Annotated in this window: 24 protein-coding genes; 3 read left to right on the top strand and 21 right to left on the bottom strand. The window is 57.6% G+C overall.

Annotation, left to right across the window (positions count from 1 at the left end; all coding sequences use genetic code 11):
* The 19 genes from OGX93_RS20950 to OGX93_RS20860 form a co-directional block, all read right to left on the bottom strand.
* Nucleotides 1-1,230 (bottom strand): beta-ketoacyl-ACP synthase, encoded by a 1,230-nt coding sequence (locus OGX93_RS20950; RefSeq protein WP_115626014.1) that lies wholly within the window; start codon nt 1,228-1,230, stop codon nt 1-3.
* Nucleotides 1,227-1,958, bottom strand: a complete 732-nt coding sequence (locus tag OGX93_RS20945) for a 3-ketoacyl-ACP reductase FabG2 (protein WP_115626013.1) — start codon at nt 1,956-1,958, stop codon at nt 1,227-1,229. Before OGX93_RS20945 ends, OGX93_RS20950 begins: the two co-directional genes overlap by 4 nt.
* Nucleotides 1,955-2,431, bottom strand: a complete 477-nt coding sequence (locus OGX93_RS20940; protein WP_286448919.1) for a hotdog family protein — start codon at nt 2,429-2,431, stop codon at nt 1,955-1,957. The genes OGX93_RS20945 and OGX93_RS20940 overlap by 4 nt, the downstream gene beginning before the upstream one ends.
* Nucleotides 2,428-3,597 (bottom strand): beta-ketoacyl-[acyl-carrier-protein] synthase family protein, encoded by a 1,170-nt coding sequence (locus OGX93_RS20935; protein ID WP_286448921.1) that lies wholly within the window; start codon nt 3,595-3,597, stop codon nt 2,428-2,430. Before OGX93_RS20935 ends, OGX93_RS20940 begins: the two co-directional genes overlap by 4 nt.
* A 1-nt stretch (nt 3,598) precedes the next feature.
* Nucleotides 3,599-4,150, bottom strand: coding sequence for a DUF3261 domain-containing protein (locus tag OGX93_RS20930; protein ID WP_096753934.1), 552 nt, complete (start codon nt 4,148-4,150; stop codon nt 3,599-3,601).
* Between the two features lie 122 nt (nt 4,151-4,272).
* Nucleotides 4,273-6,597 (bottom strand): MMPL family transporter, encoded by a 2,325-nt coding sequence (locus OGX93_RS20925; protein WP_130028251.1) that lies wholly within the window; start codon nt 6,595-6,597, stop codon nt 4,273-4,275.
* Nucleotides 6,566-7,171 (bottom strand): LolA family protein, encoded by a 606-nt coding sequence (locus OGX93_RS20920; protein WP_047460500.1) that lies wholly within the window; start codon nt 7,169-7,171, stop codon nt 6,566-6,568. The genes OGX93_RS20925 and OGX93_RS20920 overlap by 32 nt, the downstream gene beginning before the upstream one ends.
* Nucleotides 7,168-7,590, bottom strand: coding sequence for an acyl-CoA thioesterase (locus tag OGX93_RS20915; protein WP_012135602.1), 423 nt, complete (start codon nt 7,588-7,590; stop codon nt 7,168-7,170). The genes OGX93_RS20920 and OGX93_RS20915 overlap by 4 nt, the downstream gene beginning before the upstream one ends.
* Nucleotides 7,591-7,593: 3 nt before the next feature.
* Nucleotides 7,594-9,285 carry a glycosyltransferase family 2 protein gene (locus tag OGX93_RS20910; RefSeq protein ID WP_286448923.1) on the bottom strand — a complete coding sequence of 564 codons (1,692 nt, stop codon included), beginning with the start codon at nt 9,283-9,285 and terminating at the stop codon, nt 7,594-7,596.
* Nucleotides 9,276-9,629: an ApeI family dehydratase gene (locus OGX93_RS20905; RefSeq protein WP_049011356.1), complete on the bottom strand. Its 354-nt coding sequence runs from the start codon at nt 9,627-9,629 to the stop codon at nt 9,276-9,278. Before OGX93_RS20905 ends, OGX93_RS20910 begins: the two co-directional genes overlap by 10 nt.
* Entirely contained in the window at nt 9,616-10,977 is a 1,362-nt protein-coding gene (locus OGX93_RS20900) for a class I adenylate-forming enzyme family protein (protein WP_286448924.1), read from the bottom strand. The genes OGX93_RS20905 and OGX93_RS20900 overlap by 14 nt, the downstream gene beginning before the upstream one ends.
* Nucleotides 10,974-11,555 carry a COG4648 family protein gene (locus OGX93_RS20895; RefSeq protein WP_286448925.1) on the bottom strand — a complete coding sequence of 194 codons (582 nt, stop codon included), beginning with the start codon at nt 11,553-11,555 and terminating at the stop codon, nt 10,974-10,976. Before OGX93_RS20895 ends, OGX93_RS20900 begins: the two co-directional genes overlap by 4 nt.
* Before the next feature lie 6 nt (nt 11,556-11,561).
* A complete protein-coding gene (locus tag OGX93_RS20890; protein ID WP_012135597.1) occupies nt 11,562-11,813 on the bottom strand; it encodes an acyl carrier protein in 252 nt (83 codons plus the stop codon).
* Nucleotides 11,814-11,825: 12 nt separating this feature from the next.
* Nucleotides 11,826-12,083, bottom strand: coding sequence for a phosphopantetheine-binding protein (locus OGX93_RS20885; RefSeq protein ID WP_024131035.1), 258 nt, complete (start codon nt 12,081-12,083; stop codon nt 11,826-11,828).
* Complete coding sequence (locus tag OGX93_RS20880; protein ID WP_228096617.1) at nt 12,064-12,834, bottom strand: lysophospholipid acyltransferase family protein; 771 nt, start codon at nt 12,832-12,834, stop codon at nt 12,064-12,066. Before OGX93_RS20880 ends, OGX93_RS20885 begins: the two co-directional genes overlap by 20 nt.
* A 41-nt stretch (nt 12,835-12,875) precedes the next feature.
* Nucleotides 12,876-13,598, bottom strand: coding sequence for a beta-ketoacyl synthase chain length factor (locus OGX93_RS20875; protein WP_104868081.1), 723 nt, complete (start codon nt 13,596-13,598; stop codon nt 12,876-12,878).
* 57 nt (nt 13,599-13,655) lie between these two features.
* Nucleotides 13,656-14,717, bottom strand: a complete 1,062-nt coding sequence (locus tag OGX93_RS20870; protein ID WP_012135593.1) for a class I SAM-dependent methyltransferase — start codon at nt 14,715-14,717, stop codon at nt 13,656-13,658.
* A 151-nt stretch (nt 14,718-14,868) separates the two neighbouring features.
* Nucleotides 14,869-15,246: a hypothetical protein gene (locus OGX93_RS20865; protein WP_214143605.1), complete on the bottom strand. Its 378-nt coding sequence runs from the start codon at nt 15,244-15,246 to the stop codon at nt 14,869-14,871.
* A 324-nt stretch (nt 15,247-15,570) separates the two neighbouring features.
* On the bottom strand, nt 15,571-16,620 hold the full coding sequence (locus OGX93_RS20860; RefSeq protein WP_047460519.1) for an AI-2E family transporter: 1,050 nt from the start codon (nt 16,618-16,620) through the stop codon (nt 15,571-15,573).
* 131 nt (nt 16,621-16,751) lie between these two features.
* Here OGX93_RS20860 and OGX93_RS20855 point away from each other — a divergent pair, with 131 nt between their 5' ends.
* Nucleotides 16,752-17,969, top strand: coding sequence for an MFS transporter (locus OGX93_RS20855; protein WP_286448927.1), 1,218 nt, complete (start codon nt 16,752-16,754; stop codon nt 17,967-17,969).
* 3 nt (nt 17,970-17,972) lie between these two features.
* On the opposite strand, the gene OGX93_RS20850 is transcribed toward OGX93_RS20855, so the two are convergent.
* Both OGX93_RS20850 and OGX93_RS20845 read right to left on the bottom strand, forming a co-directional pair.
* Entirely contained in the window at nt 17,973-18,530 is a 558-nt protein-coding gene (locus tag OGX93_RS20850) for a DcrB family lipoprotein (RefSeq protein ID WP_024131033.1), read from the bottom strand.
* A 72-nt stretch (nt 18,531-18,602) separates the two neighbouring features.
* The gene (locus OGX93_RS20845; RefSeq protein ID WP_012135586.1) at nt 18,603-19,268 is read right to left on the bottom strand and encodes a 7-cyano-7-deazaguanine/7-aminomethyl-7-deazaguanine transporter; all 666 of its coding nucleotides are present in this window, start codon (nt 19,266-19,268) and stop codon (nt 18,603-18,605) included.
* Nucleotides 19,269-19,438: 170 nt separating this feature from the next.
* Here OGX93_RS20845 and tusA point away from each other — a divergent pair, with 170 nt between their 5' ends.
* Nucleotides 19,439-19,684: a sulfurtransferase TusA gene (tusA, locus tag OGX93_RS20840; RefSeq protein ID WP_012135585.1), complete on the top strand. Its 246-nt coding sequence runs from the start codon at nt 19,439-19,441 to the stop codon at nt 19,682-19,684.
* A gap of 176 nt (nt 19,685-19,860) precedes the next feature.
* Nucleotides 19,861-20,844, top strand: coding sequence for a TRAP transporter substrate-binding protein (locus OGX93_RS20835; protein WP_012135584.1), 984 nt, complete (start codon nt 19,861-19,863; stop codon nt 20,842-20,844).
* The last annotated feature ends 34 nt before the right edge of the window (nt 20,845-20,878 follow it).

Raw genomic sequence — 20,878 nt, 5'->3', positions numbered from 1 at the left:
TCAGGGCCAACGTTTAATAATGATAGAAGTATTGATGCCGCCAAACGCAAAGTTGTTGCTTTGCAAAAACTCACAATCAATCTTGCGGGCTTCACCCATGATGTAATCCAGCGCGCCACATTGGGTATCCGGCTGACTCAAGTTTAGCGTAGGTGCAAACCAACCTTCACGCATCATTTGCAGACTCATCCAGGCTTCCAGTGCCCCGCAGGCGCCAAGGGTATGCCCAAAGTAGCTTTTTAGCGAGGAGATCGGCACATTATCGCTATAAATTGCGGCCGTTGCCTGACTTTCTGCGATATCGCCCCGATCGGTCGCCGTACCGTGGGCGGAAATGTACCCTATATCCTGTGCGCTTAAGCCTGCTATTTTCAGCGATTGTTCCATGCAAATCTGCATGGTTTCACGCTGTGGCTGGGTGATATGCGCGGCGTCGCAGTTAGTGGCAAAGCCGATGATTTCGCCGTAAATGGTCGCCCCTCGGGCTTTGGCATGTTCCAGCTCTTCGAGAATCAGCGTTCCTGCGCCTTCGCCAATCACCAGCCCATCGCGCTTTTCATCGAACGGCGAAGGCGTCGTTTTCGGTTCGTCATTGCGCTGGCTGGTGGCAAACAGCGTGTCAAAAACCGCCGCTTCAGACGGGCATAACTCTTCTGCGCCGCCGGCGACCATCACCGTCTGGTAGCCGTGACGAATCGCTTCCCAGGCATAACCAATCGCCTGACTGCCGGAGGTGCAGGCGCTGGACGTCGGGATCACGCGACCCCGCAGGCCAAAGAACAGCCCGGTGTTGACGGCGGTGGTGTGCGGCATCATCTGCACGTAAGTGGTGCCGGTGATGTTGTTGGTGTGTTTTTCCGTCAGCATGGTGGCGAATTCGCTCACCGGGCCGGTACTGCCGGTAGAAGAACCATAGGCAATTCCGGTTTCGCCGTTGGTCAGCACCGCATCGTCGATAAGCCCTGCCTGTTCCAGCGCCAGTTCGGTGGCGCGGGTGGACATGAGCGACACGCGGCCCATCGCCCGAATACGCTTGCGGGTATAGTGTGCCGGTAGGGTGAAATCATCGACTGGCGCGCCAAGCAGCGTATGCAGTCCGTCATAAACCTGCCATTCCGGCATCTGGCGCACGGCGTTTTCGTAAGCGTTCAGTCTGGTGGAAACGTCCTGCCAGTTCTCGCCAAACGCGGTGACGCCGCCCATGCCTGTAATCACAACGCGACGCGTCATAACATCCCTCCATTGATGGATATGACCTGGCGGGTAACGTAACCCGCAATATCCGACATTAAATAACTGGCCAGCCCTGCCACTTCATCTGCCTGGCCCATACGTTTCATTGGGATGATGGACATCGCCTCTTTCAGCGCGGCCTCTTCCATTGCGATCATGCCGGTGTCAATCAGCCCAGGCGCGATGCAGTTGACGGTGATTTTACGTTTTGCCAGCTCAATCGCCAGCGCTTTTGTCGCACCGATAATGCCCGCTTTTGCGGCGCTGTAGTTAACCTGACCACGGTTGCCCATCACGCCGGAAACGGATGACAGGGTAATGATCCGTCCACCCTGACGTGCGCTAATCATCGGCATGATGCACGGCTGAATCACATTGTAAAAGCTGTCGAGATTGGTGTGGATCACGGCATCCCAGTCGTCGTCGCTCAGCGCCGGAAAGGCGGCGTCGCGGGTGATCCCGGCGTTGCTGACCACGCCATACCACGGGCCATGCGCGTCGATATCCTGCTCCAGCACCTCGCGGCACTGCTCGCGACTGGCGACGTCAAAACTGAGCAGACGGCCTGCGCCGCCGACGGCGAGAATGGTATCCAGCGTTTCTTGCGCGCCCTGTGCGTCACGGTGATAGTGAACCCCGACAACAAAGCCGTCAGCCGCCAGTTGACGGGCGATGGCGCGACCGATGCCTTTGCTGGCCCCGGTAACCAGAACGGAACGACTCATGTTGCAGCTCCCTGTTGAAATAGCGTGGTGAGTTCTTCCTGCGTGGGCTGGAACGTATTTACGCGGCCTGTCGCCAGCGTGTCATCCCCCACGTCGATTGTGCATTCAAAGCTGCCGAAACGCTCATCCTGCATGAGTAATGTGGCCCTGATGGTCAGCGTTTCCCCGGCGGGGAGGGCGCCTGCGACGCAGACGAGTTCACGCGCGCCGAGCACCATGCCCAAAGAGATGGCGCTCTGACCCTGTTGATGACGATGCCAGCCTGACCAGACGCCGATGGTTTGCGCCATCAGTTCCAGCGCGAACCAGCCGGGCAGATTGCCCTGCGGGTCAAGAAACGGGGCCAGCACGCCGCCTGGCGCCACGGTGACGCGGCAGGCGGCGGACTCGTCCGTGACGCACTCGACGTCTTCGAGCAGCAACATGGGGGCGTCATGCGGCAGATACTCGCCGGGTGATAAATAGCGACTCATGAAACCCTCCCGAGCAGAATGCTGGCGTTGTTGCCGCCAAAGGCGAACGAGTTAGATAAGATCACCGGGCGTTCAAGCGCGCGCGGTTGTTCGATGATGCCGCAGCGCGGCAACGCCGGGTCACGCGGCGAATCACTGAAATCCTGCGGCGGCAGCGGCAAGTCGTGTTGCAGAATCAACATGCTGAGGGCGGCTTCGGTGATTCCCGCAGCGCCCAGTGTGTGCCCGGTCAGATGTTTGGTGGAGCTACAGGGCACATTCTCGCCAAACAGTTCACTCACGACTTTCGATTCGATCTGGTCGTTGAGCGGCGTGGCGGTGCCGTGCAGGTTGATATAACCCACCTGCGTCGGCGTGATGCCTGCGTCATTGAGCGCCTGGGTAATCGCGCGAATCGCGCCTTCACCTTGCGGATGCGGTGCGGAAATATGGTACGCGTCGCTGGACTCGCCGACGCCCAGCAGCGCGACAGGCTGCGGTTCGCGGGTCAGCAGCATCAGCGCGGCCCCTTCGCCGATGGTAATGCCGCTGCGATCCCGGCCGAACGGCAGGCATCGCGTTGGAGAGAGCGACTCCAGGCTGTGGAAGCCGTTAATCGGCATCCGGCTTAAGGTGTCCGCGCCGCCGACAATCGCCACGTCCGCCAGACCGGCTTCGATCAGTCGGCGTCCGCTGATGATCGCTCTGGCGCTGGAGGAACAGGCGGTGGAAAGGGTGAACGCCGGGCCATCAAGCGCCAGCCAGTGGCTGAGAAAGCGCGACGGATCGCCCAGCTCCTGCTGCGGGTACTGCCAGGAGAGGCTTTCCTGGCCGTTTAGCGTCAGGTTGACATGGGCATCACCCTCGTCGAGGCCGGAGGTGCTGGTGCCGAGCACCACGGCGACGCGATCGCGGCCATACTGCGCGATGGCTTCATCCACCCGGGGCTGGATCTGCGCGAGCGCGGCCAGCAGCAGCTGATTGTTGCGCGAACGGTGAGCGGCAAAGTCATCGGGGATGGCGGGCAGTTCGCCGTCAACACCGGCGAGCACCGCCTGTGGATGCCCCTGTAGCCAGCCGGGGCGAGGGCGCATACCAGGCGCCACGCCGCGTGTCAGGTTCGTGGCGATCTCATCCGTATCGTTGCCCAGCGCGTTGATCATACCGATCGCAGAAATATAGATCATATCAGTCACCCAGATATTGAATGGTGATGTGGTATTTGAACACATGCTGCTCAATGCTGATTGGCTCGCGTTTGCCTTTGCGGTTCAGATAGATAATTTCCGTCACCAGCTTACCGCTGGCATTGCGCAGCTCGCGTTTGTCGCCGTTGTCGGTGAGCGTCCAGCCCGTCGGCAACTGCGGCTGCCAGGCGCTAATCGGCCAGTGGCTGAGCATTACGTCGGCCAGAACCTGGCTGGCGGGCGGCAACTGCGGCACCACGATGGACTGCTCGGTGTGCAACCCTTTCTCATCATAGGTGACCAGGAACAGGCGGATGCCAACCGACGACAGTCCGGCAAGGGTGATTTTTTGCTCGTCGGCATTGAGCATCACCAGCAGCGACTGGGTTTTGCCGTTAAAGCTGCCGGTGAGCAGTTGTTGCGAACTGACCGCCGGAGAGATGCCCGGCGCAGGCAGCGTGACGCGCGCGCCGGGTTCCAGCCACGCCTGCGGGCGGCCTTCCGGCGCTTTCTGCGAGTGGCTGCATCCGGTCAGAATGAGCGCCGCGGTCATCAGCAGAAACTGCCGGATGGCACTACGCTTATCCGGCCTGCGGTTTGTGCGCTGGCGCAGGCCGGATAAGGCAAAGCCGCCATCCGGCAAAAGGTGTCTCAACCAGCGCGCTGTTTGTTTGATCATCTTCTTTTTTTCTCTTTTTTACCGGGCATTGCCAGAGGCGATAACAGAAATGCGGTGAAAATCCCGCTGACCAGTACGATACCGAAACTGCTGATGGCCTGGGTGGCGCTAAAGACCAACATGCCGAGGGTCAGCAGCGTGGTCATCATCGCCAGCGTAATCGCCAGTAGTGAGGTCAGCGGCGTTCCGCGTGGGTTGCTGAAAAACAGCGTATAGTTGATGCCAATCCCCAGCACCAGCACCAGCGCCAATAGCGAGAACAGATTGACCGCATGGCCGCTCAATGTCAGCGCCGCCAGACCGCAGCCCAGCGACAGCACTGACGGCACCAGGCTTACCAGTCCTTTGCGCCAGCCAAGCCTGATCATCGCGCCGCAGGCAATGACCGCCAGCGCCACAAACAGCAGTCCCGTCAGCACATTGCGATAGAGGGCGAACAGCGTGTCGAAGGTGCTTTTTCGGTCAACCCACGCCACGCCGGAATATTGCGTGGCGAGGGCGTTCAGCGCGGCGCTCCGCTTCACGCCGTCTACCGGCACCAGCACGCCGCTTTCGCCATTCTCCCGCGTCAACCACAGCAGCCGCCAGCCTTCGCTGGCCGGGCTGGCAAGCCAGGCGTCCACCGTTACCGGCATGGCGTTCAGATCCGGGTTAACCGTGGAAAGCCCGGCATTCTGTAGCGCGCGGCTCACCGCCGGAGCGGCGTTTTTCAGTAGCTTCAGATCCTGCTGCTGACGGGCGAGCGAGTTGATCGGAAGCGTGCGATAGCCGCTGAGCAGCCCGTCGCGCTTTGCCTGTTCCAGCGCTGGGGTAAAGGCTTCCAGCCGCTCCAGCGTTTGCTGTGCGGACTGACCATAAACCACAAACCATTTCTGATCGACGCTCTGCCCGGTCAGGGCGGTGATTGCTTTTTCCTGCGCCAGAATCTGCTGCGGCAGCGCCTGTAGCTGTGAAATATCGTCATCCACATGCAGCGTTGCGATGCCCGCCAGCGAGAAGATCGCCAGCGCCACGGGCAGGCCGATGGACAGTTTTTTATTGCGCCGCCACGCCGCCAGCCAGCGCAACATCAGCACCATTGCCGGAACGGGGCGCACAGGCAGCCCGCGACACAGCCACGGATGCCAGAAAATGACCGTCAGGCAGGAGGCGCTTAATCCCACGGCGGCAAATACCGCCATCTGGCGAATGCCGGGGAAAGGGGCGAGCATCATGATCAGATACGCCGCGACGGTGGTCAGCAGCGCCAGCAGCAGGGCGTTACGCACTTTGGCGAGGCTCTGCCACGGCGACGCGTCGTTGCCGTGCACCATGCGCTCGGTCAGGTAATAAAGCGTATAGTCGGCCGAAATACCGATGATGCTCATGCTCATCACCAGCGTCATCAGGTGCAGCTCGCCAAAAATCAACAGGGTGACGACGGTTCCGGCCAGCGCGCCGACGCCAATTGATATCAGGCACAGCAGCAGCGGGCGCAGCGAGCGAAAGACCGCCACGATCAGCAGAATCACGCCCAGAACCGTCGCCACGCCAAGGGTGGAGATATCCTGTTTCGCCTGCTGGCTGGCGTAATCACTGTAAAAAACCGTACCGCGCGACAGCAGCTGCGCCTGCGGATAACGCGTTTTTAGTTCACCTTCCAGCGCGCTGAGCGTGGTGACGAGCTGGTACGTTTGCTGCATATCAAACGACGAACCGGCCAGCTCGCCGTGCAGCAGATACCAGTAGTGCCCCTGCTCATCCTGAGTGACCAGCCAGCCGTCCATCAGCCGCAGACGCTGGCCGTTTTTCGCCATCGCCAGCTGCGAACCGCGCATCAGCATCAGCGGATCGTTTTGCAGCTCTTTACCGCTCACCCCGGAGAAGGCGGAATACAGCTGAGACAGAATCCACTGCGCCTGCGCGTCGCCGCCGTTTTGCAGACGAGCGCGGGTGGCCTCATCGATCAGGCCGTTGCGATGCTGCCAGAAAAAGGCGCCCCATGCCTGCTGGCTGTCGGCGTCCATCGGGCCTTTGACGTCCGCCAGCGCGTGGGATTTTTGCAACAGCGCGAGCCAGTCGCGCGCCACCTGCGGATCGGCCTGTTTACCCGGGCTTACCAGCCAGACCAGCTGTTGGTCGAGGCGCTGCATGAAACCGTCGTTCAGGCCAGGCGGAATGTTCCCTAAAGCCTGTTTTGGCAGCATTGCCAGCACGCTGCTGTTCAGCCGTGACTGGGGCAGCAGCGTCAGCAATGCGCCCAACATAATCAGGCAGGCGACACCCCATAGCAGCGCGAGGCTTTTACGGTTATTGCGCGGTAAAACGTTGGCGTTCGTCATCGGTCAGTTGAGCGGGCGTCAGTTGGTGTTGAGTGAGTGCGATATCCGTGCGATCGCCTTGTTTATCATTCAGTTGGATTGACTCCAGATACGTTTGCCCGGCCAGGTCAATCGTGGCGAAAATCTTGTCCAGCGGCGTGGTGATCGGCGTCAGTCGCAGCGCCCAGCGTCCCTCGCCTTTATCGGCGAAATCGACGCGGAAGTTCTGCTCCAGCACGCTGCGGTCAGCCTGGAACAGCGCGCGCAGCAGATGGTTAAACTGGAACATCTGCGGGTTGTTTTCGGCGGTGATGACCTGCGGCGGCTGGCCGTTGATCACCTGTACCATCCGTTTGTCGTCCAGCAGCAGCTGCATCGGGAACGGGGCGGTTTGATCCCACAGCAGCCCCTGGTCGCGAGCGATCAGCATCCTGCCCTGGGATCGCAGCGGCTGCGGCAGATCCTTAATCGTCCGGGTTTGATCGAAGTGGGCGCGGACAACCGGCTGTTCGGTAAAGCGCTGTTGCAGATCGTCGAGCGTCAGAGCGCTCACGAACGGGCTGATGATCAGCGCCAGCAGCGGCAGGAATCTCATGGCGTTACTCCCATACGTTCAAACAAAATATCCGGGCTGACGAAGCACATCTCGCGGCTTTTCTCTTCTACCGCCACCTGGATGGTGTAACCCGTCGTGGCGCGTTTTCCCGTCTGCGCATCAAAAATTTCGTAGCCGATGCGCAGGCGGTTTTCGTACTCTTCAAGACGGGCGCGCACCCGAATGCGTTGTTCGAATGTCAGCGCGTTGCGGTACTTCACGCGGGTATCGACCACAGGCCACAGGTAGCCGGACGCTTTCATCTGGCGGTAGCCGTAGTCGAACTGGTTGAGCAGCGCCTCACGGGCAATCTCGAAGTAGCGGAAATAGTTGCCGTGCCACGCGACGCCCATCATATCGACGTCGTGGAACGGAATGGTCAGCTCTACTTCAGCAGTAAAACGGGGATCGTTAAGCACCCTTTACTCCTTGTTTTTGGCATCCGGCAACTGCCAGAAATCGAAAAAATTAAACCAGTCGAGCGGCGACTGTAGCGCGTAGTGCTCAAGGCGTTCGGCGTAGCGGTCGATGGCCTGCTGTAATGCCTGCTGGCGTCCGGCGCGCGGCAACAGCAGCGGGTCGGCGAACGGTTCACAGTGGATATGCCGTTTCCCGTTCTGGCGCAGAGCGAAAATAAGCTGAACCGGGCAGCGCAGGATGGAGGCCAGAATAAATGGCCCCTGCGGAAACGGCGCGGACTGGCCCATAAAACGACTCCAGCAGACGCGCCACTCGCCGCCACGCTGTGGGTTAACCGCAATACGGTCGCCAACAATGGCGATCCACTCGCCGCGTTCCAGCTTCTCTTTCAGCAGGATGGCGGTGTCCGGGCCGATGTCGGTGACGGGCATCAGGTTCAGCCCGGCCTGCGGCGCCATCTCGTCCATAATCTGTTTAAAACGTTGGGCATTGTCGCTGAACACCAGAGCGTTGATGGTTTTGCTGCCCTGCAATTGCGCCAGCGCGCGGCAGGCTTCGACATCGCCCAGATGCGAGGCCAGCAGCAGTTTGCCCGTTGGCGCCGTGATGTTGAGCGTCGCTTCTGCGCCCGGCGCAAAGACCACATCGCGGCCAAACTGTAGCTCCCCGCGCCAGCTGGCGATTTTATCCAGCATCGCCTCGCCAAAACGCAGAAAGTGGTGGAAGCTGGTCAGCCGGGACGGAACGGGGCGCTGGTGTGACGTCAGTTGCGTTCGCACGCGGGTCAGCCAGTGTTGCGACGCGTTGCGGGCGTGCGCTGCCGTCAGCCAGTAGACGCCGACCACCGGATAAAGCAGCAGCGAGAACGCCTTACGCCCAAGCAGACGCCAGACCAGCAGCATCAGGCGCATTCCCCACAGCCCTTTAACTTCCTGTTGGCGCGCCCAGTGCGGCGACGAGCGGCGAAACAGCAAAGACGGGATGCGCGGCAGCATGCCGAAGAACAAGCGGGTGTGCATCAGTGAAATTCGGCAGTTGTCTTTTAGCGCGTCAAAATGGGACAGTCCATCCAGCGGATAGGTAACGCGGGTCGGGACAAAATAGCTGGTGTTGCCCTGCCAGTAGAGGCGCACCATGACTTCGGTGTCGAAGTCCATCCGTTTGCCGAGCGTGACGCGCTGCGCCAGTTGCAGCACAGGGGCGACCGGATACACGCGAAACCCGCACATGCTGTCTTTCAGCTGGAACGAAAGCGTTTCAATCCATACCCAGACGTGGGTTATCCAGCGACCGTACAGGCGCGAACGGGGAATGGAATCGTCATAGATCGGCTGCCCGGAGATCAGCGCGGCTGGGTTTTCCAGCGCCAGTTCGAGCAGCTTCGGAATATCTTCAATGGCATGCTGGCCGTCGGCGTCCACCTGCACCGCGTGGGTAAATCCCGCGTCTGAGGCTGCCTGTAGCCCACGAATCACCGCAGCGCCTTTGCCCGCGTTTTCCGGCAGGCGGATCAGCGTCAGGTTCGGTTCCTGAGCCGCCAGCTGTGCTAATCGCTGACGTGTTGTTTCGTCACTGCCGTCATCCACCACAATGCAGGGCAGATTAAACGGCTGTAGCCGCGCCAGCACCCGCGCCATCATCTCGCCGTGGTTGTAGCAGGGGATGAGCACGCAGGGAGTGAAGGTCAACGGCATAACCGGATCTTCCCGCTGCTGGCGGTATGCCGCGCGTCGCCATCGTGACGCTGATAGCTAAACGTCAGGAGCTGGCGGGTTTCCTGCCAGCTCAGGGTCAGCGTCACCGTGGTTTCAGGCAGCAGCGGCGCCTGGAATTTGACGTTCTGGATGCTGTGAAAACGCCAGCCGGGCGTGAGCAGCGTGGTGGCGTAATGCATCACCCAGTCCAGCTGCGCGACGCCGGGCAACAGCGGTTGCACGGTAAAGTGGCCGCTGAACCAGAACAGGGAAGGGTCGAGATGCAGGACGATCTCAAGCTGTTGGGGTTGTGCCTGATGGCGCTCAATTTCATGGGGTATCATGAAATAACTCCTGTAATTGCGCATAGACACGCTTGTTCATACTGTTGACCGGGATCTCGTCGATCACGCGCCAGTAGCGAGGTACGGCAACCGGCTCCAGCCACGGTAGCAGCGAACGACGCCAGGTCAGTTCCTGGGCTTTGCCGCCGCAGCGCTGCCATTGTTGGCGGGTTTCGTCATCCAGCACCAGCAGAACGCCAATGCCCTGACGACCGCCGCGTGAAACAGGTAGCGCGACCGCCTCGCGGATGCCCTTCAGCTCCAGCAGCCGCTGTTCAACTTCGCTGAGCGAGATCCGTTTCTCTTCAATTTTGACGACGCGCCCCCGGCGCCCCATCAGGTGGAACTGGCCGTTCTCATCAAACTGGAGGATATCGTCGAGCAACAGGCCGTCCTGCTGCACGATCAGCGGCGAAAAGGCGCGAAATGCTTCGCCCTCCGGCTGGAAATGTACGCCGGGGAAGGGGAGCCAGGCGATCTCCTCCTGCTGGCGGTAGCGCCAGGCGAGAATGCCGGTTTCGGTGCTGCCATAGATTTCATCCGGCCAGATATTGAGCCAGGCGGCGGTTTGCGTGACATCGCCCCAGGGCAGCATACCGCCTGCGGAAAGGATCATGTTGACCGGCGGCGGCGTGAGCCGGTGGTCGAGGCGTTTCAGGAACGCCGGACTGCTGATAAACGCATAGCGGTGGTCGTGGCTTAGCGCGGCAAGCTGCTCTGCGTAGTAGAGCATTGCGGCATGAAGCGGCAGGCCGAGCGCCATCGGCAGGAAAATACGGAAAGTCAGACCGTACAGATGCTGAGGAACGACTGACGCCACGACGCGACAGCCTGCCAGACGGTCGGCAAAACGCATCGCCAGCAGTTCGGCCTCGCAATCCAGCCGCGCGATGGGTTTGATGATGCGCTTGGGCTGACCGGTGGAGCCAGAGGTAAACAATTCAACGAAGGCATCGGCGGCAATATCGTCGAATGTGAAGGCTTCTGCGCTGAACTGTCGTGATGTATTGACCACCAGCAGCGGGCCGTGCCAGCCAGACGTCTTATCGCTGAGCACGCCGTTGAACAGCGCGCGCTGCTCATCCAGCAGAGAGACGCGGTTATGCCCCGGAATAACGGGCGTTTTTCCGCTATGCAGCGTTGCCAGCAGCGCAACAATAAACAGATAGCTGTTCTCAAAACACAGCGCCCAGCGCTCGCCCTCCTGCTGTTGCAGGTGTTTCACCAACTGCGCGACGTCATGGCGCAGGTGGCCCAGCGTCCAGGTGTCCTCACCCAGCCAGGCAACAGGCGTTTCATCCGGGCGTGGCGCGGTGAGCCAGCGGGAGAGCGGAAGGGTCTGCTTCATTGTGTTTCTCGTTTAATCACCTGGCGGCGCACCAGCCACTCGCCCGCCATCAACGCGCCCATCAGCAGATAGGCAATCATGCCGTTCCAGGCGGTCCATAGCGCCATGTCGCCGTGTAGCGCGGTAAAGAGCGCAATACCGCCGTTGCCGATGAAAAAGGTGCACCAGATTTGTGTTACGCGACGGGTGTAGCGCACTGCTGCTTCCGGCAGCGCAGGTTCACGCAGTCGCGCCAGACGTTCGACAATCGGCATGGATGTCCACAGCGAGCCGCCAAAAACGGCAAGCATGACGCCGTTAACAACGACCGGGTAAAACAGCAGCAGTTGATGTGTTTTAAGCAGATAGCTGGCGACGCAAAGCGCTATGCCCGCCACCGCCGCCACCTGAGTGACGACGCGCAGCGGCCCCGCCTGTCGCCGGGTCTGACGAAAGCGTAAAAAGAGCAGCAACGCCATCAGCGGCAGCAGCCAGTGGAGGCTGTTATGCGTCAGCCCAAACCAGATCAAAAATGGCCAGGCCAGCAGCATCAGGCCGGTCAGCAACTGAATACCCATACGCGCGTGAGCGCCTGACATGGCGTATTACGCTTCTTTCAGCAGGCGTTCTACGGCGTCGACGACATCCTGCACGGTACGCACCGCTTTGAACTCTTCCGGCTTGATTTTCTTACCGGTTTTCTTTTGCAGATGCACGATCATGTCAACGGCGTCGATGCTGTCCAGCTCCAGATCTTCATACAGGCGCGCCTCAGGTTTGATGTCCTGAGGGTCGATTTCAAACAGTTTGACCAGAAGCGCGGAGACTTCTTCATAAATGGCATGTTGTTCTGTCATAACGGACTCGCCTCAGGCACGTTGAGCGTGAATGAAAGATGCCAGCGTGGCGACGGAAAAGAAGTGCTGACGCATCTCTTCGCTCTCTGCGGAGAGCACCACGCCATACTGGTTTTTCACCGCCAGCCCCAGCTCAAGGGCATCGATCGAATCCAGTCCTAAACCATCACCAAAGAGCGCCGCCTCGGTATCGATATCGTCAGCGGACAGCTCGTCCAGATTCAGCGTATTTATTATGAGATTTTTAATTTCAAGGTAGAGCGCTTGCATCATTAATTCCTGAAAGAGGTGTAGCACCTGGTTGTAATTGAAGCAAAAGATGCCGGTTCAACTGCCTTGCCGCCAGCGCCGGTTCTTGTAAATTTGCATCGTTAAACGGGTCGATCGCGATCCGCTCGCGTACCTCTACGGTAAACAGAGGTTTCGCGGGAGGCACGTCATACCATTTGCTCTGCTTATCCAGCAGATGCTCGCTACAGTGGATAGTCACTACGCGTAAATCGCTGCCGCAGCGCACGGCGATATTGGCCGCGCCGCGTTGCAGCGTCATTTTTTCACCGGGTCGCGTTCGCGTCCCTTCGGGGAAAATCAATATTGTGTCGCCCTGATCCAGACGCTGCTGGCAGGCCGGTAACAGCGCGTCGGCCTGGCTGTTGATCAGGTAATCCGCCGCGCGAATAACGCCGCTGACGAACGGGTTTTTCAGCAGTGCGCTCTTCACCAGGCAGTCGGTTTCGGGCATGACGGAAGCCAGCAGCACGTAATCGATAAGCGTGGGATGGTTCGCCACCACCAGACACCCTTTCTCCTGTCGCAGCACGTCGCTCCCCTCAATGCGGTAGTCCAGAACGCCAAGCGTTTTCGCTACCGTTAAAAAGGCGCGAAAACTGGCCGCAATGCTGCGACGGGCCAGGCGGCGGCGTCTGACGGGGTTCCATACCAATAGTAACAATAAGTTGAACCACACGACAGAAAGCAACAGCCCGCCGATGCCGAACAGGGCAAAACAAAAACCGGTCATCACCAGTCGCCATGCCCAATCCAGGCGCGCCAGAAGCGTATTCACGCGCGGCTCCACTGCCACTCTACCCGCTCGCCCGGTAGCGTAAAGGCGTCGGCGTTTTGTAAGTAACGCTGTAAAAACAGCAGGCTTTGCGGAAGCGGCGTTTCATCCTGAGGCGCGCCGGGCCGCGTGGCGCAGGACAGCGCATTCCCCGCTTCAATGACAAAGGCGACGGCGTAAGGCCAGGTCGGCATCTGCGGCGGTAATCGCGGATGGTAAAACTCGGGCAGGAAGCCGTCGAAATCGACCATCAATACCCGCTGATAACCCGCCTGAAGCAGGCACATCACTTCGCACAACCCTTGCTGGAAGGTGTCTCTCCCGGCGGAAAGCGAGGATGAGACAATCGGCTGTTTTGCGGCAATGGTCAGATTACCGACCGCGGAATTGTGTACTGACAGGGCGAAATCGGTGGGAGAGAGCGCCTGTTCCATCGCCAGCGCGTGCAGGATGCGGTAGTTACGCTCCAGTTCGCCGTGGCGGCTGGTATAGAGCACCGCGTCGATATCGTGGCGACGCAGCATGGCCAGCCCGCACTCCACCGCCAGTTTGCTGCCGGAACTGAGCCGCCGGGCGGTCATCATCGGGAGTTCGTGCAGTTTTGCCTGCGGCGCGGCGGGATCGATGGCGTACGGCTCCCGCGACCACTGCTGCCAGTGGGTCGCTTCGCTAAGTCCTGGGGCTCTGGCCTGCCAGTCTGTTATGTTTAGTGCAAATTTCATCAACGCGCGTCCGCGGTAATCCGGTGATACCAGTGACGTTTTTTTAACGTCACTTTGTTATTTTTTCTTTTGGCATATCAATAAAGTATGCCCAACGCCCAGGTTGTCATGGCGTTCATCCACCTGGAACCCTGCCATGTCCAGGTAGTGATAAAACTTCTCTACGCTGTAGAAACGGCTGTTGCCGTTTGCCATACAGGTAAAATAAAGCGAAGACGCATTCAGGCTAAAAGAGGCCGCTTCAAATTTCTGCGCATCCCAGAACAGCTCCATAATGCACAGCCTTGCGCCGGGTTTCATCACGCGGGCAACGTTACTGAGCATGGTGATAATCTGTTCCGGTGAAAAGCAGTCCAGAAATTGGCTCATCCACCAGATATCGGCCTCTCCGGGTAAAGGCGTATCACCCAGCATATCCACTGCATGGAAATCTATGCGATGAGATAATCCTGCATTTTCGATATTTTTACGGGCAAGTGCAATTTGTTGTGGCAAATCTAATAAAGTGACCGCGATATTTTCATCGTACTGGCAGCAGCGTAATGCCCATTTCCCGGTATTTCCGCCCACATCGTACAGGGTTGCCGGGCGACTGGCGAATACATAAGGCAGCGCGGCGTCAAATGCGCCGTCGGAATAGTAATGATCGAAGGCGAACCAACTGTCACGCGCCGCCTGCGGTAATTGCGACAGCGCGGGATAAATCGTTGGCCAGTCGCCGAATATTTTCAGTCCTGACGGTTTGCCTTCCTTTAGCGCATTTTCCAGATAAAACAGCCCCTGATAGCAAACATCCTGGGTGAAATCCATATTTATGCGGGTCATGGCGTCATGCAGAAGAAAATGTCCCACCTTCGCGAGATAATAATGCCCCTCTTTGTGAGTAATAATACGTCCGCTTAATCCCATATCCAGCAGTACGCTGGCGGCATATTCATTGATGCTGCTGTTTTCAGTGATATCGTCGAGCGTTGCGCCGCGTTTACCCTGCCGATCCAGATATGTCAGCACACCCGCGTTACGCAGACACAATGCGGCCTGGAAAAGCATGGGGGCGAAGGCGATACGTTGTGCTTCCGTGATGGCATCCAGTGCGCTGAGCGAGTCCTGTTCGTACATAATGGGGACAACCTGTTAAGAGGGGGTAAAAGCGAGTTATCGGGCCGTCTTCGACCCGACTTTAATAATCCGCGTCATCTTTCAGGCCGCCGCTTTTGACGCGTGAACGTTCAGCTCAATGCCGCCTGAATGAAAGTGCGTACCGCCTGAATTACAGACTCGCGCCTGCGGACAAGTTAACCTGGATGTCTTTGTCCAGGTTATGTACCCAGCGGTTGTAGTTTTTGTGAATTTTGCCGCCGGAAGCCTGCAAATTGAGGCTGCTGTCGTATTTGATGTCGTAGCTGGTGGCGGAGTAGGTAATGCGCACTTCAGCGACGTGGTTGCGCGTCTGCTGACGTCCTTTGATAACGCCAGGCCCGACTTCAGACATGATCCATTGACGTTGAACGCCTGCTTTCAAAATGGCGTTTTTGACCTGCTCCTGAGTATGGCCCGCGCTCACGCTGGAGTGAACCTGATCGATAGGCGCAGTACGCGCGCAACCCGCCAGAGCACCCACAACCGCAATAGCGGCAAACCATTTAATGAATTGTTTCATGAAAACTCCCTATCAATTAACTAGTTGACTAATAATGTGCTTATTAATTTATTAATAACGAACGCCAGCCATAATGGCGTCGGTTTTTATTTTATGCATTTTTCATTTCACGCGAAAACCGACTGAATGCGGTATTGTTATATCTGTTTGAGTTAAGTCGCTTTATTCCGGTGAATTCTGTTTCTTATTTATTAAATAACGGGCGCCAGGACATATTTCATTTAAGGTAAACTGCCACATATATTTAAAACGCATGACAGTTTACCGGGCAGGTGCGTAGATAAAAACTACCCTGGTTGGTAGGTAAATTAATTATCCGGGCAACCGACTTTTCGGGCGACCCGGCCCCAGTAAAATCGCCAGCTTGCTGCCGCCTTTGGTGGTCTCCATCCAGATCTTACAGACGCTGGTAAGCGGAACGGAAAGCAGCATCCCTACCGGGCCTAATAACCATCCCCACACCAGTAAAGAGAGGAACACCACCAGCGTGGACATTCCCAGGCGGTGGCCCATCATGCGCGGTTCCAGGATATTGCCGATGATCATATGCACCACCAGAAAGAGCGCGCCGACCAGAACGCATTCGTAGAAACCGTTGAACAGCAGCGCCTGAATCATCGGCGGCACTGCTGAAATGACCGAACCAATATTAGGGACATAGTTGAGTAAAAACGCCAGCACGCCCCACATCAGCGCAAACTGGATGTCCATCAGCGCCAGCCCCAGCCAGACAATCACGCCGGTCCACAGGCTCAGCAGCGTTTTCAGCGCCAGATAGTGCGACACGCCTTTGAGCGCCCGGTGTAAACCTGCAATGTGAATTTGCGGGTTGTTCAGCGCGAAACGCAGTTTGTAGGGAACGTGGCGAACTTCGAACAGCATAAACACCACCGTCATCACCAGCAGGACTACGCTTGCCATCGCCCCGGAAAGGCCGGTCATCAGTGTGGTGGTGAAGGTCATCAGTTTATCGGAGTCGATGCGTTGCAGCAGGCGTTCCGGCGACATGTGCAGGTTGAGGAAGGGCAGCATCTCCTGCAAATGCAGAACCTTACGCGTCAGCTCCTTGTTGTATTTTGGCAGCATGGCGACGAATTCATTGATTGACGCAGCCAGCACGCCGATCAGCGCCGTCAGCACGATAAGCATCACGACCACCACGAGGGTAATCGCCACCGGGCGGTTAACGCCGCGACGAATAAACCAGGTTACCAGCGGGTTGAGGACAATGGCGAAAAAGAGCGCCAGTAAGAGCTGCACAATAATATCTGCTGCGGCATGGAGCCCTGCCAGTATGACGACCAACGACGCCAGTTTGAGCAGAATATGCATCCCCGTTTTGTCGGGTTGAGGGGTTGTCATGTCATCTTCCTTTTTGCATTTTTTCTAAGTGTAGCGCCTGGCCTGAGACCAATATTCTTAATCTTGCTACTGATTTTCGCGACTCAGCATGATAAAAATGAAACACTGTTGTAAAAACGTGGTGACCTCCCATGCCCGAACCCGTCGCTGAACCGGCGCTTAGCGGATTGCGCCTCAATCTGCGTATCGTTTCTGTTGTGATTTTTAACTTCGCCAGTTATCTGACGATCGGTTTGCCACTCGCAGTCCTGCCGGGCTATGTCCATGATGTGATGGGGTTTAGCGCCTTCTGGGCGGGGCTGGTCATAAGCTTACAATATTTTGCGACGCTCGTGAGCCGCCCTCATGCGGGGCGCTACGCTGACCTGCTGGGGCCGAAAAAGGTTGTCGTCTTTGGTTTGTGCGGCTGCTTTCTGAGCGGCCTGAGCTATCTCCTGGCGGGATTCGCCAGCGGCTGGCCGATTGCAAGCCTGCTGCTGTTATGCCTGGGGCGTGTCATTCTGGGCATTGGACAAAGCTTCGCCGGAACCGGATCAACGCTCTGGGGCGTAGGCGTGGTGGGGTCGCTGCATATTGGCCGGGTGATTTCGTGGAACGGTATTGTCACGTATGGCGCGATGGCGATGGGCGCCCCGCTTGGCGTGCTGTTTTACGCCTGGGGCAGGTTACAGGGGCTGGCGTTGACGATCATGGGCGTGGCGCTGCTGGCCGTGCTGTTTGCGCTCCCGCGCCCGGCGGTGAAAGCCAGTAAGGGCAAACCGCTGCCGTTTCGCGCCGTGCTTGGGCGCGTCTGGCTGTATGGAATGGCGCTGGCGCTGGCATCCGCGGGATTCGGCGTTATCGCCACCTTCATCACGCTGTTTTATGACGCGAAAGGGTGGGATGGCGCCGCCTTCGCGCTCACGCTGTTTAGCTGTGCGTTTGTGGGCGCCCGTTTATTGTTCCCCAATGGCATCAATCGGTTAGGCGGCTTAAACGTGGCGATGATCTGCTTTAGCGTGGAGATTATCGGGCTGCTGCTGGTGGGCGTAGCGCTGATGCCGTGGATGGCGAAAATTGGCGTGTTACTGGCGGGGGCAGGGTTCTCGCTGGTCTTCCCGGCGCTGGGCGTGGTGGCGGTAAAGGCGGTGCCGCAGCAGAATCAGGGGGCGGCGCTGGCGACCTATACGGTGTTTATGGATTTATCGTTGGGCGTGACCGGGCCGCTGGCGGGGCTGCTGATGACCTGGGCGGGTGTGCCGGTTATCTATCTGGCGGCGGCGGGTCTGGTGGCGATTGCGCTGTTGCTGACCTGGCGGTTAAAAAAACGGCCTCCGGCGGTATCGCAGGAGGCCGTGTCATCGTCTTAACCGTTACTGGATGACCAGCGTGTTAATGATGTTTTCAGCGGCGGTTTGCGCCTTCTGCTGATCGTCTGCTGGCAGCGTGATTTGCAGGGTCAGCAGTTGGTTATCCACTTTGCCCAGCAGTACGGAAGAGTACGCGGTCTGGCCTTTCGCAGAGATAATGCTGTCCAGCTGTTGCAGCGTGTGGCCTTTCAGCTCGATGGCTTTATTGGTCACGACCTGCAACTGCGGGTCGCGGCTGCGCTGTTGGTCTTCCAGACGTTTCGCCAGCACGGCGAGGTCTTCATTGGTGTTATCGCCAACAATCACGATCACCGCTTTCTGGCCTGTCGCGTCAGAGTAGACGTGCATATTATTGGCCTGAGTGCCCAGCTTGCCGCTCTGGTCGGTCATATCCGCTGGCAGTGAGAACGTCAGCTTACCGTCCAGCAGGCTGACAGGTTGTCCGGTTGCGTTGCTTTCCGTAGAGGTTCCCTCTGCCGGAGCATTGGTATCGTTGTTATCACAGGCCGCAAGCCCCATAACCAGCAGGCCAATACCGACATATTTAACCAGATTGCGCATTGACTTCTTCCTTTCGATAAACGGCCATAACGGCTCATTCATCCATCTTATCACAACTCGGAAAATGAACCTTTAACTCGTCTGCAATGCCGAGATTTCAGATTTATCTGCCAGCCTTTTCAGCAACATATTCAGCAATACGCCATACATCGGCAGGAAGAAAATAATGCTGATGAGCACCTTGAAGCAGTAATCGACAAGGGCGATTTCCATCCAGTGCTCGGCCATAAAGGCATCGGGGCTGCGCCAGAAAGCGATGAAGAAGAAGGCGAGGGTATCGCTGACGTTGCCAAACAGCGTGGAGGCCGTGGGGGCCATCCACCAGCGGCGGTTCTGGCGCAGGCGGTTAAAGACGTGTACATCCAGAATTTGGCCCAGCGCATACGCCATAAAGCTGGCGGTGGCGATACGCGCGACAAACAGGTTGAAGTGCAGCAGCGCGCCAAATCCCTGCCAGGAACCCATATAAAACAGCGATGAGATGACATAGGAGATGAGCAGTGCCGGGATCATCACCGCAAAGATTATCCGTCGTGCCAGCGGCGCGCCAAAAATGCGCACGGTCAGGTCGGTCGCGAGAAAAATAAAGGGAAAGCTAAAGGCGCCCCACGTCGTGTGGAACCCGAAAACAGAGATCGGAAGCTGTACCAGATAGTTACTGGAGGTGATCACCAGTAAGTGGAATAGCGATAGCCAGAACAACGCTTTTACGCGCTGTATTTGAGTAAAGGAGTTCATATTGTACCTTTTTGATCGATATTTGGGGTGAGGGAACCCAATAAAACCGCCGCATCATACTGCTTTGAAAACGTATTGCAATGGTTGTTTTTCACGCAATCGTTAACTTGATTTGCTTACGGGCAAACAGGGCGTAAACTACAGCCGTTTTTTTAGTGAATGAGACGAAGATGACCGATCTGTTTTCCTCCCCCGACCATACGCTTGATGCCCAGGGGCTACGCTGCCCGGAACCGGTAATGATGGTGCGTAAAACCGTGCGTAACATGCAAACGGGCGAAACGCTGCTGATTATTGCCGACGATCCGGCGACAACCCGCGATATTCCTGGCTTTTGTACGTTTATGGAACATGAGCTGATGGCGAAAGAGACGGATTCGCTGCCGTATCGTTATTTGCTGCGTAAAAAGCATTGAGTCTCAGCCGGATAAAACCGGCGTGACCGCTGCGACATTTTTAAACCATCGTTTCAATTTTTCCTGCTTTTTTGTGAAGCACTTCACCTTCATCTTTCAGGGCATCGGCTACGGTTTAAGCGTAAAAACTAAAACAATGTTTTAACGCTACCCTCTCAACCTCTGGAGCTGACCCGATGAAAGTGACTCTCAAGCCGCTCGCGGCTTCCCTGTGCCTGGCTACCGCGTCAATACTGTTTTCCCATTCCGTTTTCGCGCAGGTTATTAAAGCGGCGGATGTCCATCCGCAGGGCTATCCGAATGTCGTCGCCGTGCAGAAAATGGGCGAAAAACTCAAACAACAAACCGACGGTAAGTTGGAAATTAAAGTGTTCCCGGGCGGCGTGCTGGGCGATGAGAAACAGATGATTGAACAGGCGCAAATCGGCGCGATTGATATGATTCGCGTATCGATGGCGCCGGTGGCGGCTATTCTGCCGGATATCGAAGTCTTTACGCTGCCCTATGTGTTCCGCGACGAAGACCACATGCACAAAATTATTGATGGCGATATCGGGAAAAGCATTGGCGATAAGCTGACGAACAACCCGAAATCACGTCTGGTGTTTCTTGGCTGGATGGACTCCGGGACGCGCAACCTGATTACCAAAAACCCGGTGGAAAAGCCGGAAGATCTCCACGGTATGAAGATTCGCGTGCAGGGAAGCCCGGTGGCGCTGGATACGCTGAAAGACATGGGGGCGAACTCGGTGGCGATGGGGGTGAGCGAGGTGTTTAGCGGTATGCAGACCGGCGTGATTGACGGTGCGGAAAACAACCCGCCGACTTTTGTCGCGCATAACTACATGCCGGTTGCGAAGAATTACACCCTCAGCGGGCACTTTATCACCCCGGAAATGCTGCTCTATTCCAAAGTGAAGTGGGACAAGCTGACTGCGGATGAGCAGCAGAAGATCCTGACGCTGGCGCGCGAAGCGCAGTTTGAGCAGCGTAAATTGTGGGATGCCTACAACCAGGAGGCATTAGCGAAGATGAAGGCTGGCGGCGTGCAGTTCCACGAAATTGATAAAGCGTATTTCGTGAAGGCCACCGAACCGGTCCGCGCGCAGTATGGCGAAAAACACCAGGCGTTGATGAAGGCGATTGCCGACGTGCAGTAAGCGCCTTCGCTTCGCCGGATGAGCAGGCCTGCGT

The organism is Citrobacter sp. CK195, assembly GCF_030333365.1.
Lineage (GTDB): Bacteria > Pseudomonadota > Gammaproteobacteria > Enterobacterales > Enterobacteriaceae > Citrobacter_B > Citrobacter_B koseri.
The sequence above is the reverse complement of the archived record's forward strand: the minus strand, read 5'-3'. Positions and strand labels throughout refer to the sequence as shown.